Below are 15,742 nucleotides of genomic sequence, written 5' to 3'. Positions count from 1 at the left end.
GGTACCGGCCTCTGTGTCAGTGCCAGTGTCCGCGTCCGCGCCCGGGTCCGCGTCGAAGAGGGCGAGCAGCCGGTCCAGGGTGCCGCTGCGGCGCAGGAAGAACAGCCGGTCCTTGACCGCGTCGAAGGTGACCGCGGCGGAGTCGTCGCCCGCGGTGACCCACTGGCGTACATACCGGATCCGGTCGTCGTCGCGCTCCCATCCGGAGGCCAGCCGTACCGGCAGATCACCGCGCCGGGCCGGGTCGGCGAGGATCAGTTCGGCCAGGCGTCCCAGCACGACGACATTGAGCCGTACATGGCTCGACCACTCCTCGTCCACGCGGAGGGCGGCGTCGCTGCCGCCTTCGTCGAAGAGTCCGGTGGCCACACCGGTGAAGGTACTGAACGGGCTCGTCTTGCAGGCCGTCCGGTACAGATAGGACAGCACCGAACGTTCGATCTTCCGCATCCGCTTGTCGTGCGGCGCGCCGGACGCGGCCTTGGCGACATAGGCGTCGAGCTGCCCCTCCAAGGTCGGGGAGGCGAGCAGGAGTCCGCAGCGCAGCCGGTCCTCGGTGAGCAGGCCGCGCAGCGCGGCGCGGGTCCTGTCGAGATCGGCGGCGAGCAGCGGTGCTCCCTCGGCGCGCAGCTTCTCCAGACGCAGGCGGTCCCCGAGCCACTGCGCCGTCAGTTCGGCGGCGCGCGCGTCGAGTGCGGCGACGAGGGCGACGGCGCTCCCGGGCTCGGCCGGCAGCCGGTTGTTGAAGATCTGGCGGCGCAGTGCGAGCAGTTCACGGCGTTGCGCGCCGCCCTCACCGTCCGGGGCGACATCGGTGGTCCGTACCACCTCGTGCAGCAGATCGCTGAGTTCGGCACCACGGGTCCGCAACCGGTCCTCCGCCGCGAGGACGTCGTCGGACCAGCGGCTGCTGTCCTCGCAGCGCAGGGCGTGCACGGATTCGACGGGAAGTCCGGCGACGCGCAGCATGAAGCGCCGGCCGGGCCGCCAGTCGGTCTCCGCGGCCTCCACGGCCGCCTCGGCCGTGCTCGGACTCGCAGGTGCTGTGGTGCTCGAGGTCGTGCTGGTATTGATACTGGTACCGGTGCCCGGTGTCATGGCAGTTCTCCCGTCCCGGGTCAGGCGATCTCGTAGCGGAAGTCGGCGGGCCGCGCCCGCTCGTTGCCGAGCAGCATGATGAGCAGCGGGTCCTCGCCCGTGCGGTCGAGACCGAGTTCCTCGATGTAGGAGATGTTGTCGAAGCCGAGCGCGACGCCCGCGCCGAGTCCGAGGGCCGAGGCCGCGGTGTAGAAGGTCTGGGCGACGGCTCCGATCGTGCCGTTGACCAGCCGGTAACCGCGGTCCCCCACGGCGTCGAGCACGGCGGTGGTCCGGACGGTGGGCACGAGCACGGCGCCCGCCTGCTCCAGGTTGTAGTTGGAGAGGAAGTAGTTGCGCTGGAGGAACGGTCCCGGCGGGCCGGGCACCACCAGACGCAGCTCGTGGGCGGCCGGATCGTAGGCGTACGCACCGGGCTCGACGCCCTCGACATGGTTGACGAAGGCGTACAGCGTGACGAGCCCCGGGGTGGCCGGCTGGTCCTGTACGGGGGCGCCGGCCGAGCCGGCCGCGGCGGGTCCGGGCCGTTCGGCGTCGCTGCCGAGCGAGGAGGCGGCGCAGGCGGCGAGCGTCGCGGCCAGCTGCGCGGTGGTGACGGGCGTACCGGCGTCGAAGCGGCCGAAGCTGCTCCTGCGTGTGCGCAGTGCGGTACGGACGCTCACGGGCGGCAGCCCGGGCGCGGGCAGGGCCACGCTCACACCGGTGCCGGCGGGCGTGGCGGTGACCGCCGGGGCCAGCGCGCCCGGTGCGGGGCGCTCGGTGGCGGCCTCGGTGGTCGCGGTGTGGATCCGCTGGAGCGTCTCGAAGCGCAGGACCGTGCGCGAGCGCTCGGAATCGGTGTGCCGGACGGCCGGTGGTGCGGACAGCGCGGGAGCCGTGGGCCTGGCACCCTCCCAGGTCAGCGGGACGACGGCGAAGACGCCCTCCTCCTGGTTGTCCACGCCGAGCAGTCGGCTGAGCCTCTGCTCGTCGAACCACAGGAGCGGCTCGACCCTCAGACCACGCGCGCGGGCCCAGATGCGCCAGGTCTGGAGGATCGCGCCGAGGTCCATGCTGACGGCGTGGAAGGAGAAGCTGTTGTACTTGAAGGCGTTCTGCCAGTACTTGATGCCCAGGACGAGGAACTGGTCGTGGCCGGTGCCTACCCGACCGGCCGCTCCCCCGCCGAGCGCCGCCCGTACCTCACCGGTGACATCTCCGGCGACCAGTCGCTGCATGGCGTGGTGCGGGGCCGAGTAGTAGTGGATGCCGGGCGCCTGCGGTCCGCCGGGGCCGGAGATCCAGTAGACACTGACCGGGTAGAGACCTCCGCCGGAGGCCGTGCCGCGTGACCAGTTGGCCTGGGCGTAGTGCGGCAGGGCCGCCAGATCCGTATTGGTCTGCACACCGAGCCGGCGTCCGGTGAGCCCGTAGGAGTCCCGCAGCATCCCGGACAGCGTGTCCAGCGTGAACGGCCGGTCGGTGGCCGCCCGGCCGGCGGACGGCCCATCGGTCGGCGCGTCGCCCGTGGTCAGGTCCCCGGCGCCGGTGCCCCGGGCGGGCAGACAGCCGGCCGCGACGGTCGCCTCCGCCGGGAAGTCCGTGTCCGGCAGCGGGAACGCCCCGACTCCGGGGTAGAACTTCGCCTTACGGGGCCGGTCGGCCCAGTCGGGGACGAAATCGGCGGGCTCCATCGGGATCCGGCCGCGCTGCATGATCGCTGCCGCGTACTCATGGGCGTAGCCCACGGGACGCTCCTCTCTGCTGGACGCTGAACGGTCGGTTCACGGGAAGGGGTGGGGCGCCGGGTTGAGGTCCCCCGGCGTCAGGTCGCGGTCGCGCAGTCCCGCCTCGCGCAGGGCGGTGCGCAGCCGGGGCATGGTGCGGGCGCGCTGGCGGGACCAGCCGAAGTCGATCGGCAGGAGTCCGGGAACGAGCACACTGACGGTGTGCAGTCCCAGCGCCCGCTGCTCGGGCATGGTCTGGTCCACGACGACCACGTCGAAGCCGGCCGCGGTCACGGCGTCGACACAGCGGCGCAGATCCTCGCGGAGGTCCCCGGAGGCCGGGGCGCCGGACGGATCGGGCCAGCGCAGATCGGCGACGGCGCGCGGGGCCCGCGGCGCGCCGTCCCGCCGCGCGCCGCGTCCGTCCAGGAGGAAGTCCGCGTAGCGGCCCATCTCCGGTATGCCGTAGACCAGCGGATGGTCGTGCAGGGCCGTCACCCGGTCGAAGTCCTCGGCCATGGCGCGCAGTCGTGGCTCGTCGCGCTCGGAGCGGCCCTGGAGGTTGACCGCGTCGGTGGCGATCTCGCAGAGCGCCGAGTCGAGCGCGGACTCCGGATCGAGCCCGGCGCCCGCGCCGAAGCACATCCGGCCGAGGCCGCCGTCGAAGCGTTCCGCGACGGCGGCGACCACCGGGACCGGGAAGCTGATCCGGGCGTCGAAGAACCGGGCCCGGTAGCCGTACATGGCCAGCCGGTCGACCATGTGCCGGGTCGACGCGCGGGTGCTGGTGGCCGGGTCGATCTCGGGCAGCGGCTGCTGCCCGTACCAGGACAGGAGGAAGGCGTCGCGCTCGACGACCTCCATCAGACCGAAGTAGACCGCCTCTTCCAGACACCCGCCGGAGGCGCAGCCGTTGGAGCTCTCCTGGACGAACCTGTTCTCCAGTCCGGGCGCGTGATAGTACGTCAGCACCTCGGGCACCAGCCGCGGTTTGTCGTCACGCAGGGAGTGGCCCCAGACCCAGGGGATCTCACGGTCGGACGCGAACGGCCGGACCCGGGGGTTGTCCCGGTAGAACTCCGGTGCGTACAGGCCGACTTCGCGGGGATCGACGGCGTCGGCGCCGAACTCGTCCAGCGTTCCCACGACGCTGGTGATCCGGGAGCGCGCCCGCATTCCGGCGTACCGCTCCATGCCTTCGAGCACGCCGATGCGGTTGCTGCGGCCGAACGAGTCGGCGTGGCCGCCCCAGAACGTCTCACGCAGATACTCCCCGGAGCGCATCGAGAAACAGCCGATGGTCGCCGAGGTGGACGTGGAGGAGACGTCATGGACCACGGAGGGACCGAGCGCGCCGCACACCGGATTGGCGAACGCGGCCACGTCGATGGCGTACGACTCGATGGGACGCACCCGGAAGGTGCCCGCGCGGTGCTTGGGGGCGGGCCGCAGGGTGATCCGGGCGTCCTCGGCGGTGTCGGTGGCAGGTGCGGCGCAGCGCGGGCACTCCGGGTCCGGGACCAGCGGATAGTGCCGGACCGTGAGCGTGCGCAGGTCGACGAGCCAAATCTCGGGGAACGGCCCTTGGGACGGCGGTGGTTGGTCCCGCAGGGCGGTGAGGAGCGCGGCGACGGCGTCCGCCGCGAACGCGGTGGCGTAGGGCCACTCCCCCGCCGCCCTGGTCTCGCCGCCCAGTTCCAGGGCGTCGCGGAGCGCGACCGACCGTACGGCCTGCCAGCGGCGGGCCAGACAGCGCGAGCAGGGCGCACCGGAGGCATCTCCTGCGCCGGCGCCGGCCGGCGATGGTCCGACGATGGCGTGCCCGCCGTAGAGGTGCACGGGGACGGCCCGCTCCGGGGAGTCCGTCCCGGTGTTCCCGGCGTCATCGGGGGCGAACGCGTCCGCGGTGCCGAGTGCGCTGATCGCCGCCTCGGGGCCGCCGAGCCGGTCCAGAGCGCGTCCCAGCAGGTCCGCCAGACGCAGGCCCGCGCGATCGGCCGGACCGGCGGGTCCGGCCGGGCGCGTGGCGAGGGTGCTAGGCGCCACGGGATGCCTCCGTGGTGAGCAGCACCCGGGCCGTCCTGATCCCGGCGACGGCCAGGTCGGCGGAGCCGGTGGGCACCACCAGGGCGTCGCGTCCGGCCGCCCGCAGCCGGTCGAGCACCTCGGACCAGGTGATGGCCTCCCGGTCCGCGGCGGCGGGCGGGCCATCGGTGTCGGCGGCGTCGAGAGTCGTCGCGTCGAGGTCACGCAGCAGCGGGTCTCCGGCGTCGAACGGCGCGGCCGAGTCGTCACGGCCGAGCTGAACGGTGCCGAGCAGATCGCGTACGGCGGCGACGGCGGCGCTCCGCCAGCCGGTCTGGCACCCGACGGCCCAGCCGCCCGCTCCCCGGGCCAGCAGGACATGGACTCCGGAGCGGTCGCCCTCGCCCAGGTCGAGCAGCTCCAGTTCGACGTCGAGGACGGCGGCGGACCTGATGAGGAAGGTGAGTTCGGCGTCCGCGTCGGGGCCTTCACCGAGCGTCTTGAGCGGTATCCGGCTCACCGGTCCGCCGCGCAGCGCACGGGTGAGGGCGTCATGGGCGAGGGCGGAGAGCAGTCCGCCGGCCGCGGCGTCGGCCGCCGAGGCTCCCGCACCGGTTCCGGCACGGGTCGGCTCGAACAGCCGGCCGGCGTTGTGGAGACCGAAGGTCCGTACGGCCGCCGCGGGCACGAGGAGCTGGTCCCCGGTCAGGAGCGAGGTGGCGAGCGTCCACGCGGTCACCGGCTCATCGGTGGCCGCCGCCGCGCCCGCGGTCGTCAGTTCCGCGGGCTCCACGGCGCGTGTCCGCGCCCGTACCGCCGTGAGCCGCTCGCCGGTCAGCACACCCGCCGTGGGGACGACATGCTCGGCGTAGACCTCGGCAGCCGCGTCCAGCGCCCGCAGCCGGGCCCCCGCGACATGGTGTACGTCGAAGGCGGCGACCCGGCGCGCGGTCGCGTGGCCGGTGCCGAACTCGACGACGGTGGCCTTGAGCGGGATCTGGGTGAGCGGCTCGTCGGCGAACCGGCCGAAGACACCGGCCCGTGGCCGGACCAGCACCGAGCGGCGGTTCAGCTCCTCCACCAGGGCGTCGGCCTCCCGGGCCGTGGCGAGCGTGGGCATCGCCGGCGTGCCGCTCCCGGCCGTGGCGAGATCGACGGCCTCTGCCGGTACGGCACTTCGCCCGGCCCCTTCGTCCGCGCCGGCGTCGGCGCAGAAGGGGCAGCGAGGGTGCGGCAGCAGCGGTTCGGCGGACACGTCGAGCGACTTCATGTCCTGCACGACCAGTTGACCCGCGGTCTCGGCGGGCAGCGCGCCGGTGGTGATCCGGAAGATCTCGTAGCCGAGCAGATTGCCGATCATGGCGGCCAGCGGACGGCTCGGCGGGTCGCCGACCGGTACGGTGCCGGGCAGCGCCAGAGCGCTCCAGATGTCGGCGGCGGCAGCGGCCTCGTCGTGGGAGCCGATACGCAGCGCGGCGCACGCCCAGCAGCTCGTCGCCCCGGCCGTCATCAGCGGGCCCACCACCGAGTGATGGCCGTAGGACCAGGCGGGCAGCAGCGTACGGCCCTCGGGAACGCCCGCGCGCAGCAGCGGGAACAGCCGCCGCGGCGCCTCCGCCCCGCCGGTCACCACGACGATGTCGTACCCGTCGAGGTCCGGCCAGCCCAGAGGCTGTCCGGGATCGTCCGCGCCGAGGTCGACAAGAGTCACCGGGCAGCCGTCGTCCGCCGCCTCCCGTGCCTCGGTCTCGATGATCTCCCTGGACTCGCCGTCGAGTCCGGTCCGTACGCCGATGGTGGCGCAGCCGTTGCGGATCAGGCTGAGCACACACCAGCGGGCGACGAGATCGTCACCGAGGACGGCCACCCGCGCGGTGGTGAAGCGCCGGAACCGGGCCTCGGCGTCGTCCGAGTAGTGATCGACATAGGCGATCTGCGGGGCATAGCGACGGGCCGCATCGGGCGGTGTGTCCACCTCCTCGGTCCCGGCCGGCGGCACCGCGCGGGCGAAGTCCCGTTCGTACAGGCTCCTCACCAGTTCGCCGACCATGGCGCGCTGCTGGTCGCCGAGGCCCTGGCAGATGTCGGCGACCGAGTGCTCCCCGGTGAGATGCGGGACGATCAGTGTGGCGAAGCGGTAGGCGGACCTGGCGGTGAGCTGGAACCCGCCGTCGGCGTTGTGGAACAGCACTCCGTCCGCCGTCTCGGTGAACAGGACGTCCCGGCGGATACGCGGACGGGTCGTGGCGACGGCTTCATAGGTTGAGCCCATGTGGATGACACCCCTGGATACGTGGCGTGGTCAAGGTGGCCGGATCGTTCGAATGCGGGCATCGCCCGTCAGTGGGGCACTGTGGCCGTCCGGTTCCGGTTCCATTCGCGCGCCTGCTGACGCGCGTAGATTTTCAGCAGTTGATGGATGCGGTAGGGGCCGGGAGGCCCTTCTTCGAGCAGTCCGGCGTCGGCGAGACGCTCCAGCGCCTCCTCCGCCTCAGCGGAGTCGCCGAGCACTCCCGGGGGGAGCAGCAGCCCTTCCTGGTCGCCGAGTTGGCGGAAGGCCTGCTGCCAGCGCGGCTCCAGCCGGTGCAGGGCCCGGCCGAACACGTGCGGTACGGACATCCTCGGGTCGTCCGCGAGGGAGAGCCTGGCCGGCGGATCCTCGGCCAGCCAGGCCACACAGTCCTCGATGCGCAGCCCGGGACGGGTGAGCAGCCGGGCGGCGGCGATCCGCAGGCTGAGCGGGAAGTGACCGCAGACGCGGGCCAGTTCGCGCGCGGCGGCGGGCTCGGCGTGCACCCGGCCCGCGCCGAGCGCGGCAACCAGCAGTTCCTGGGACTCCTCGGGATCCAGCGTGGAGAGCCGGTGGACCGTGCCGCCGTGGGTGGCCACGAGTCCGGCCAGTCCGCGTCTGCTGGTGACGACCGCCGCGCCGCCGGCCGCGGCGGGGAGCAGCGGGCGCACCTGGTCGGCGGTGGTGACGTCGTCCAGGACGACCAGGGTCCGCCCGGCGGCGGTGCCCGGCGCGGGGAGTTCCGCCATCGCCTCGGCCGCGGTGAGGGACGATCCGTCGGGACGGGTCATGGTGAGGACGAACACACCGCCGGGGAAGCTGTCCTGGCAGTCGTGGGCACTCTGGAGCGCCAGCGCCGTCTTGCCGATGCCGGGGGCTCCGGAGAGGACCACGACGGTGGCGGACGTTCCCGAGGTGAGGCTCGCGTTGATCGCCGCCCGCTCGGCGGCCCGGCCGGTGAAGGACGGCACGGGCGGTACGGGCGGCGGGAGCGGCGCGGAAGGTACGACGGGAGCGGGAGCCGGGGCGGGGGCGGCGGCGAGCGCGGGCCGCGCCGTTCCCGGCGTGAGGGCCACCGCCGCGGGGCCGGGGAGCGGCACGGCCCGGTCGGCGGACAGGGGACCGAGGTCGTCACCCCGGAGTATGGCCAGTTCGAGCCGCTGGAGTCCCGGGCCGGGATCGATGCCCAGCTCCTCCTTCATCCGGCCCTTCACGGAGCGGTACTCGGTGAGGGCCTCCGACTGCCGGCCGGTGCGGTAGAGCGCTTCGATGAGCTGTTCGGAGAAACGCTCGCGCCCGGGATGCCTGCGCGCCGCCTCCCACACGTCGACCAGTACCTGTCGACATCGGCCCAGCGCGAGCTCGATGTCACAGGCCCGTTCGAGCGCGCGCAGCCGCTCCTCGGTCAGGCCGGGCACCTCGTCGCGGTGGAGCATCGGGGAGGGCACATTGGCCAGCAGCGGTCCCTGCCACAGGACGAGCGCCTCCTTGAGCCGGTAGAGCTCGCTCTCCGCGTCGCCCGGACCGTCCGCCGCCCGTACCAGCGCGCGGAAGCGCACCAGATCGAGTGTGTCGGCGTCGGCGTTCATCCGGTAGCCGCCGGGTACCGCCTCGATGGCGCTGCCCGTCACCCCGTACTTGGCGAAGAGCCGGCGCAGCCGGAGGACACAGCTCTGGAGCGCGGCCCTGGCGGTGGCCGGCTGGTCCTCGTCCCACAGGGCGCGCAGCAGATAACCGGTCGAGACAACGGATCCGGGATGAATGAGCAGAGCCGCGAGCAGGCTGGCCGGTTTGGACGGTTTGAGGACAACAGCGTCCTGGCCATCGGCAATGCTCAAAGGGCCCAAAAGCTGGAAACGCACGCGACTCCCGCCCTCCGAATCAGCACTCGGGCCCGCGGCGCGCGAAAGTGCCGGAGATTGGGCACATCACATCGCCGGGACATCGCCGACATCGCAGGACTGAAATCTTTCGCAATCTTCTTTGGTACAGACCTCTATCGGGCCCCACTATTTCCAACTCCCCCGTAACAGCGCGACACGCCCGACCGCCTGCCCGTTTGCACCATGTCGATCTTCGACCGTCACACAGAGGGCAGCCTGAAGACTTTAACTGTGCTTTACCAACAGATGAATGGATTGCCGAGTTGACATATGTCAGGTCTCAACAATGCGGGCGCCAAGAACTTGTTGGGCATCCTAGTAAGTCGTTCATGGAAAGTCGACCCTTGCCGTGATTCGTATTCTCGGGCTGCCGACCAATAAGCGGAAAGGCGCTTGAATGAGCGTGAATGGCCCGGCATGGCCCGGCACGTGACGGGCTGCGCCGCTCGCACCGCTCTGCCCGAAGTTGACCGGAACCATGGCCGGAGGACGAAAAGGTCCCGTGGAGCGCGGTCGCTCCACTCCGCTCGACCGGCCGGGTCACCGGGACCGGGCCGACCGCCGCCGCGCCGGCCGAGCCGTACGCCCGGGCGCTGCGCCGCGCGGCTGCGCGGCCCGCTGCCCCGTGCCCGATGCCCGGGCACAACCGCCGAGTACCCGTCCGCCGTCTCCGGTCGCTGTCACGATGACACCGGCCGCCCCGGCCACACCGTGATGCCGTGCGGCTTCCCTCCATCGCACCGAAGGAGCCCTTCATGACCCGAGACCAGTCCGGCACGCCCGCCGCCTTCGCCACTGCGCTGCGCGCCCGGGAGCGGCTCATCGGCTACTGGTCCGTCCTCGACTCGCCGGTCTCCACCGAGCGGATCGCACGCCTGGGCTACGACTACGTGGTCCTGGACGCCCAGCACGGGCTGATCGCCTACACCGGAGTGCTCGCGTCGCTCACCGCCATCGACACCAAGGGGAGCACCGCCGTCGGGCTGGTGCGGGTCGAGGCCAACGACCCGGGGCCGATCGGCCGCGCGCTCGACGCGGGAGCGGCCGGTGTGATCGTGCCGCTGATCGGCACGGCACGGGAAGCGGCCGACGCCGTGGCGGCCGTGCGGTATCCGCCGCTCGGCCACCGCTCGTACGGCCCGATGCGCTCGGCCCTGCGGATCGGGCCCGACCCGGCGCAGGCGCACGCGCAGACGGTCGTGCTGGCGATGATCGAGACCGCGGACGGTCTGGCCAATGTGGCGGAGATCTGTGCCACCGAGGGCCTCGACGGTATCTATGTCGGCCCTTCCGATCTGCGTCTGGGCATCGGCGGGGCCACCACGAGAGATCCGGCGGTCGCCGAGCGGTTCGAGGCTGCGCTGGTGACGATCCGCGAGGCGGCGGCCGGCGCCGGTGTCGCGGCGGGCGTCCACACCCCGGACGGCGCGAGCGCCGCCGGGCGGCTGGCGGAGGGCTTCACCTTCGCCACCGTCTCCAGCGATCTGGTCCATCTGGAACAGGCCGCGGGCCGTCATCTCGCCACCGCGCGCGGCACCGGGGAGGCCGGGTGAGTCCGTCGGGTACGGGGCCGACGGGATCCCCGCCCGGGAGCGTCCGCCGGGGGCGCTCCCCGCGCGCCGCACACACCCCCGGTGCCGTCGGACGGCGGGCGCCTGCACCCGTTACCGACGCACCGTCACATATCCGCGTCCGAGCCCCATGCGGACCGACCGGGAGCCGGCAGGGACGTGAGCGTACTTCTGATGTGATTTCCCGGAAAGCAGTATTTCAAGGGCACGCGCTGCGTAATGTCGGGTTCCTCGCGCCCGCCCTGTTGTGCGGCGCCTTCCCCGAACAGGACGTATCCTTTCATGCCCCGTGCCCGCACCGCCGGCGCCGCCGCCGCTCTCGCGGCGGCAGCCGCCACCCTGATGATGTTCCCCGGACAGGCGCAGGCCGCCGGGTCCGTGCACATCACCAAGATCTGGTACGACTCCCCCGGCTCGGACAAGCGGACCAACACGAGCCTCAACGGCGAGTGGGTCCAGATCAAGAACACCACCGCCAAGCCGGTGAGCCTCAAGGGCTGGAAGCTCACCGACGCCTCCCGGCACGCGTACATATTCAAGACATTCACGCTCAAGGCCGGGAAGACCGTCACCGTCAAGACGGGCAAGGGCACCAACACCGGTGCCACGGTCTTCCAGCAGCGTGCCGCCTACGTCTGGAACAACGACAAGGACAAGGCCACCCTGACCCGGTCCTCGGGAGCGGTGCACGACACCTGCTCGTACAACTCCACGCGGGCCGACTACAAGAACTGCTGACGGCCGGTCAGTCCTGGGACCGCTCCATCCGGGGACCACTCAGGCCGGAAACTGCTCCAAAGGTGGCCGGGACACCGCGGCGGGGAATACCGCCGCGGTGTCCCCCGCTGGCACCGGTATGAGCACTCTTGGACTGATCGGCAGTGGACACATCGGTGGCACCCTGGCGCGGCTCGCCGTCGCCGCGGGTATCGACGTGGTCCTCAGCAACTCCCGGGGCCCCGAGACCCTGGACGGCCTGGTGGCCGAACTGGGCCCGCGGGCGCGGGCCGCGACACCCGTCGAGGCCGCGGAGGCCGGTGACTGGGTGGTGGTCACCGTCCCGCTGAAGCACTACCGCAAGGTGCCGGTGGAGCCGCTGGTGGGAAAGGTGGTCCTCGACACGAACAACTACTATCCCGAGCGCGACGGGCGGTTCCCGGAGCTGGACGCACAGCGGACCACCACCAGCGGTCTGCTCCAGGAGCACCTTCCGGAGTCGAAGGTCGTCAAGGCGTTCAACAACATCTTCTACAAGCATCTCGCCGCGCTGGCACGCCCCACGGGCGCGCCCGACCGCACGGCCCTGCCGATCGCGGGCGACGACCCGGAGGCGAAGACCTCCGCCGCACGGCTGCTCGATCTCCTCGGCTATGACATCGTCGACGCGGGCCCGCTCGCGGAGAGCTGGCGCTTCGAGCGCGACACTCCGGTCTACGGCTTGCCGTACGGTCTGGATCTGCACAAGCACGGCGACAACCTCGACGTCCCGGCGGCGAGCGCGGACACGGAGACGATCCGCGCGGGCCTGGCCGCGGCCGAACGCCAGGGCTGAGGCACCACCGCCGGGCACCGGCGCACCGCCCTCCGAGGACCGGTCCGCGTCAGTGTCCGCCGGCCGTCGGTATCCGTATCACCGCTGTCCCGCCGTCCAGATCCACCGTGGTCCGGTGCGGCGGGGCACCGTCCTCCTCGTCGTCCCTCAGCAGCAGGGCCGACTGCCGCTCCCCCAGCTCGCTCTGCTTGCCCGGCGAGAAGGTCGCGTGCAACTGCTCGAACCCGGTCGCCGAGACCTGTCCCTGTCGCGCGCCGTTCCGCCAGGGCAGCATTCCGGCACGTCCCGCGCGCAGCAGAAGCTGATCGACGAAGGCCACGACGGTCAGCAGGATGACCAGCCCCGGCAGCGTCATGAACACCATCGTCTCCATGCGCCCATTCTCCGGCATCCCCGATCTCCCGGGAACCACCTGTGGACAACGGCCGACTACTGACAAGGACGTCACAAGGACGCGGCGATCAGGGGCCGCACCGGGCCGGTATCAGGGGCCGTCGAGGCTCAGGAAGAGGGCAGCACGGTTGAAGTGGTACGAGGACGACTCCCTCTGGTCCGACTTCGCGCCCACGATGTTCTCGGCCGCGCGCGGCGAGGAGGTCGCGGGCATCGTGGCGGATTCCCCGCTGCTGGACTTCCCGCCCGGCTCCCGGGTGCTGGATCTCTGCTGCGGCCCCGGGCTCTTTCTGGTGCCGCTGGCGCGGCGCGGCTATACCGTCACCGGCGTCGACCTCAGCGCGGTCATGCTGGAGCGGGCGAGGACGGCGTGCGCGACGGCCGGTGCGGATGTACGGCTGATCAGGGCGGACATGCTGGAGTACGCCGAGCCCGGCTCCTTCGACATCGTGCTCAATGTCTTCACGTCCTTCGGCTACTTCGACGATCCCGACGACAATCTGCGGGTGCTGCGCAACGCGCGCGAGTCCCTCGCGCCCGGCGGCCGGCTGCTGGTGGACGTGATGGGCAAGGAGGTCCTGGCGGGCTGGATCGGACGGCCGCAGGCGGTCGACCTCCCGGACGGCTCGTATGTCGTCCAGCGCGACACGGTGCTCGACAGCTGGCGCCGGCTGAGGACCGACTGGACGCTGGTACGCGGCTCGACGGCGCGTACGGCGTCCCTCACCTCCCACCTCTACAGCGCCGCCGAGCTGCACGATCTCTTCGTCGCTGCCGGATTCACCGGCATCGAGTGCTTCGGAGGCTTCGACGGCTCCGGCTACGACCAGCGCTCGCGCCGGCTGATCGTACGGGGGACACGGAAATGACGGCGCGTACACCGATACACGAGCATGTCACCGACGCGATGAAGGCGCCCGATCTGATCAGGCTCGGCGGCAATGTCGTGCTCGCCCGCTTCGAGACGATGAAGGTGTACGCGGCGCTCGGCGCGGTCCGTGCGCTGCTGCGGCGCGGCCGTATCGTCCCCGGGCAGACTCTCATCGACAGTTCGAGCGGGATCTACGCGCTGGCGCTCGCCATGGCCTGCCACCGCTACGGACTGCGCTGCCACATCGTGGCGTCGACGACCGTGGACGCGGTGATGCGTGCCCAGTTGGAGGTGCTGGGCGCGACGGTCGACCAGATGCCCCCGTCGGAGAGCCTCCGGCTCGACCAGGAGCGCCGGGTGCGCCATGTCCGTGAACTCCTCGCCCGCAGACCGGACTTCCACTGGATGCGGCAGTACCACGACGCCGTGCACTACGCCGGGTACCGGGAGTTCGCGGCGCTGGTCGCCGACGCGCTGCCCGACAGCCCGCTGACGGTGGTCGGCGCCGTCGGCACCGGCGCGTCGACGGGCGGTCTGGTGGAGGCGCTGCGCGGATCGGGGCGCGCGGTACGGCTGGTGGGAATCCAGCCGTACGGAAGTGTCACCTTCGGCAGCGAGCGGTTCAGCGACCCCGAGGCGATCATCGCGGGCATCGGAAGCTCCATCCCCTTCGAGAACGTCCGGCACGAGCTGTACGACACGCTCCACTGGGTGGACTTCCGCCATGCGATGGCGGGCGCGGTCGGTCTGCTCCGTGAACACGCCGTGTTCGCCGGGCTGTCCACCGGAGCCGCGCATCTTGTCGCGGGCTGGGAGGCGGACCGCGACCCCGGTCGGCAGCATCTTGTCATCGGCGCGGACACCGGACACCGGTACGCGGAGCGGGTGTTCGCCCGGCACGCCGAGGCACCGGACGTACACGCCCTGCGGCCCCACCGCATCCTCGGCCTGGACGGGCTCCGGCCGCCGTGGTCGGTGATGGAGTGGGAGCGCCGCTCCCACAAGGAACTTGTCGTGGCCGACATGGGACCGGAGAGCACAGCCTCCGGTGTCCGGCCGAAACCGCTGTCGCAGGGAGAGCCGTCATGACGATCGCCGCGCTGGAGTCGCTGTCCTTCGGGCTGGCCAGGATGGCCGCCGCGGCGGCCGACGCGGGACACGGACTGACACTGCTGACGGGCGACCGGACCGTGTACCGGCATGAACTGGCCACGCTCCCGGACACCCTGCCGGACGGCGCGCTCACCGTCGTCGACGTCGACACCTTCGACACGGCGGCGACACGGCGCGCGCTGGCGGCCCTGCCCCGACTGACCGGTCTCGTCAACACCACGGACACGTGGAGCGTGCCGGCCGCCGATCTGGCGGCCGAGTTCGGCCTGCCGGGCCCCGATCCGGCGGCGGTACGGGTGCTGCGCGACAAGGCGCGGATACGGGCGCTGCTGCACGGCGCCGGGCTGAGCAAGGGGCCCGCCGTACCCGTGCCGTCGGGCGCGGACCCGTCGGACGCGGACACGGCTGCCGCCGAGGTGCTCCGTACGATCGGGCTGCCGGCCGTCCTCAAGGACTCCGCGGGCACCTCGTCCCGCGATGTCTGGGTGGTCAGGGACGAGGAGGCGCTGCGCGCCGCGCTCGCCGAGGCCGGCCGGCGCTCCCTCACCGGGGCGCTGTTCGCGGAGCCCTTCCTCGCGGGGCCGCTCTACAGCGCGGAGACACTGAGCTGGGACGGGGACACCCGGCTGCTGGGGGTGCTCAGCCGGCAGACCTCGCGGGAGCCCGCCGTGCGGGAGGAGGCCGCCGCCTTCCCGGTCGCGCTGCCTCCCGGCGAGTCGGCCGGCATCGAGGAGTGGGCGGGCCGGGTGCTGCACACGGCCGGGCACCACAGCGGTTTCGCCCATGTGGAGTTCATCCTCACCGCCGAAGGCCCCGAACTGGTCGAGATCAACCGGAGAATCGGCGGCGCCCTGGTCGGTGAGGCACTGTGCCGGTCCCTGCGGACCAATGTGTACGACGCCATGATCGACGCCGCGCTCGGCCGCCGTCCCCGGCTGATGGACGCGCCGCTCGCACACACCGGTCCCGCCTGTGGGTTCGTCCTCGTCTATCCGGACAGGGCCGGTGAACTAGCGGGCTGGCGCGGACTCGACGGGCTCGGAGCCTATCCCGGCGCGGTGCGCTGGTACCCGGTGCGGGCACCCGGCGACACGATCGCCACGGTGACCGATCAGCGCGGCTGCACCGGAATGGTCATGGCGGAGGCGGCCACCGCGGAGCTGGCGCTGCACCGGGCGGCGAGCGCCGCGGCGGGTGTGCGTCCCGTCCTCGTGGACGACGGTGGGCGGTGAGCGCGAGG

12 protein-coding genes are annotated in these 15,742 nt (G+C 72.1%); 6 read left to right on the top strand and 6 right to left on the bottom strand.

The window, feature by feature from the left end; translation table 11 throughout:
• The 5 genes from BFF77_RS04940 to BFF77_RS04920 all read right to left on the bottom strand — a co-directional run.
• On the bottom strand, positions 1–969 hold a 969-nt coding region (locus BFF77_RS04940; protein WP_211280156.1), incomplete at its 3' end, for a lantibiotic dehydratase.
• 149 nt (positions 970–1,118) lie between these two features.
• Positions 1,119–2,825: a nitroreductase family protein gene (locus tag BFF77_RS04935; protein WP_066944151.1), complete on the bottom strand. Its 1,707-nt coding sequence runs from the start codon at positions 2,823–2,825 to the stop codon at positions 1,119–1,121.
• Between the two features lie 36 nt (positions 2,826–2,861).
• The gene (locus tag BFF77_RS04930; protein ID WP_245703245.1) at positions 2,862–4,850 is read right to left on the bottom strand and encodes a TOMM precursor leader peptide-binding protein; all 1,989 of its coding nucleotides are present in this window, start codon (positions 4,848–4,850) and stop codon (positions 2,862–2,864) included.
• Positions 4,840–7,101: a TOMM precursor leader peptide-binding protein gene (locus BFF77_RS04925; RefSeq protein WP_066944149.1), complete on the bottom strand. Its 2,262-nt coding sequence runs from the start codon at positions 7,099–7,101 to the stop codon at positions 4,840–4,842. Before BFF77_RS04925 ends, BFF77_RS04930 begins: the two co-directional genes overlap by 11 nt.
• 68 nt (positions 7,102–7,169) lie before the next feature.
• Positions 7,170–8,981 carry an AfsR/SARP family transcriptional regulator gene (locus BFF77_RS04920; protein WP_066944147.1) on the bottom strand — a complete coding sequence of 604 codons (1,812 nt, stop codon included), beginning with the start codon at positions 8,979–8,981 and terminating at the stop codon, positions 7,170–7,172.
• A gap of 776 nt (positions 8,982–9,757) precedes the next feature.
• Here BFF77_RS04920 and BFF77_RS04915 point away from each other — a divergent pair.
• The 3 genes from BFF77_RS04915 (at position 9,758) to BFF77_RS04905 (ending at position 12,125) form a co-directional block, all read left to right on the top strand.
• Positions 9,758–10,555, top strand: a complete 798-nt coding sequence (locus BFF77_RS04915; RefSeq protein ID WP_066944145.1) for an HpcH/HpaI aldolase family protein — start codon at positions 9,758–9,760, stop codon at positions 10,553–10,555.
• 300 nt (positions 10,556–10,855) lie between these two features.
• Positions 10,856–11,311 carry a lamin tail domain-containing protein gene (locus tag BFF77_RS04910; protein WP_066944143.1) on the top strand — a complete coding sequence of 152 codons (456 nt, stop codon included), beginning with the start codon at positions 10,856–10,858 and terminating at the stop codon, positions 11,309–11,311.
• Between the two features lie 118 nt (positions 11,312–11,429).
• A complete protein-coding gene (locus BFF77_RS04905; protein WP_066944141.1) occupies positions 11,430–12,125 on the top strand; it encodes an NADPH-dependent F420 reductase in 696 nt (231 codons plus the stop codon).
• Between the two features lie 49 nt (positions 12,126–12,174).
• On the opposite strand, the gene BFF77_RS04900 is transcribed toward BFF77_RS04905, so the two are convergent.
• Positions 12,175–12,498 carry a DUF6191 domain-containing protein gene (locus BFF77_RS04900; protein WP_066944139.1) on the bottom strand — a complete coding sequence of 108 codons (324 nt, stop codon included), beginning with the start codon at positions 12,496–12,498 and terminating at the stop codon, positions 12,175–12,177.
• A 148-nt stretch (positions 12,499–12,646) separates the two neighbouring features.
• Here BFF77_RS04900 and BFF77_RS04895 point away from each other — a divergent pair, with 148 nt between their 5' ends.
• Genes BFF77_RS04895 through BFF77_RS04885 form a run of 3 tightly spaced genes read left to right on the top strand, consistent with a single transcriptional unit; the run spans position 12,647 to position 15,734 of the window.
• Complete coding sequence (locus BFF77_RS04895; RefSeq protein WP_066944137.1) at positions 12,647–13,387, top strand: class I SAM-dependent methyltransferase; 741 nt, start codon at positions 12,647–12,649, stop codon at positions 13,385–13,387.
• The gene (locus BFF77_RS04890) at positions 13,384–14,478 is read left to right on the top strand and encodes a pyridoxal-phosphate dependent enzyme (RefSeq protein WP_079124839.1); all 1,095 of its coding nucleotides are present in this window, start codon (positions 13,384–13,386) and stop codon (positions 14,476–14,478) included. Before BFF77_RS04895 ends, BFF77_RS04890 begins: the two co-directional genes overlap by 4 nt.
• Positions 14,475–15,734, top strand: a complete 1,260-nt coding sequence (locus BFF77_RS04885) for an ATP-grasp domain-containing protein (RefSeq protein WP_066944135.1) — start codon at positions 14,475–14,477, stop codon at positions 15,732–15,734. The genes BFF77_RS04890 and BFF77_RS04885 overlap by 4 nt, the downstream gene beginning before the upstream one ends.
• Positions 15,735–15,742 lie beyond the last annotated feature (8 nt).

The organism is Streptomyces lushanensis (assembly GCF_001700515.1).
In the GTDB taxonomy this organism is placed as follows: Bacteria; Actinomycetota; Actinomycetes; order Streptomycetales; family Streptomycetaceae; genus Streptomyces; species Streptomyces lushanensis.
The sequence above is the reverse complement of the archived record's forward strand: the minus strand, read 5'-3'. Positions and strand labels throughout refer to the sequence as shown.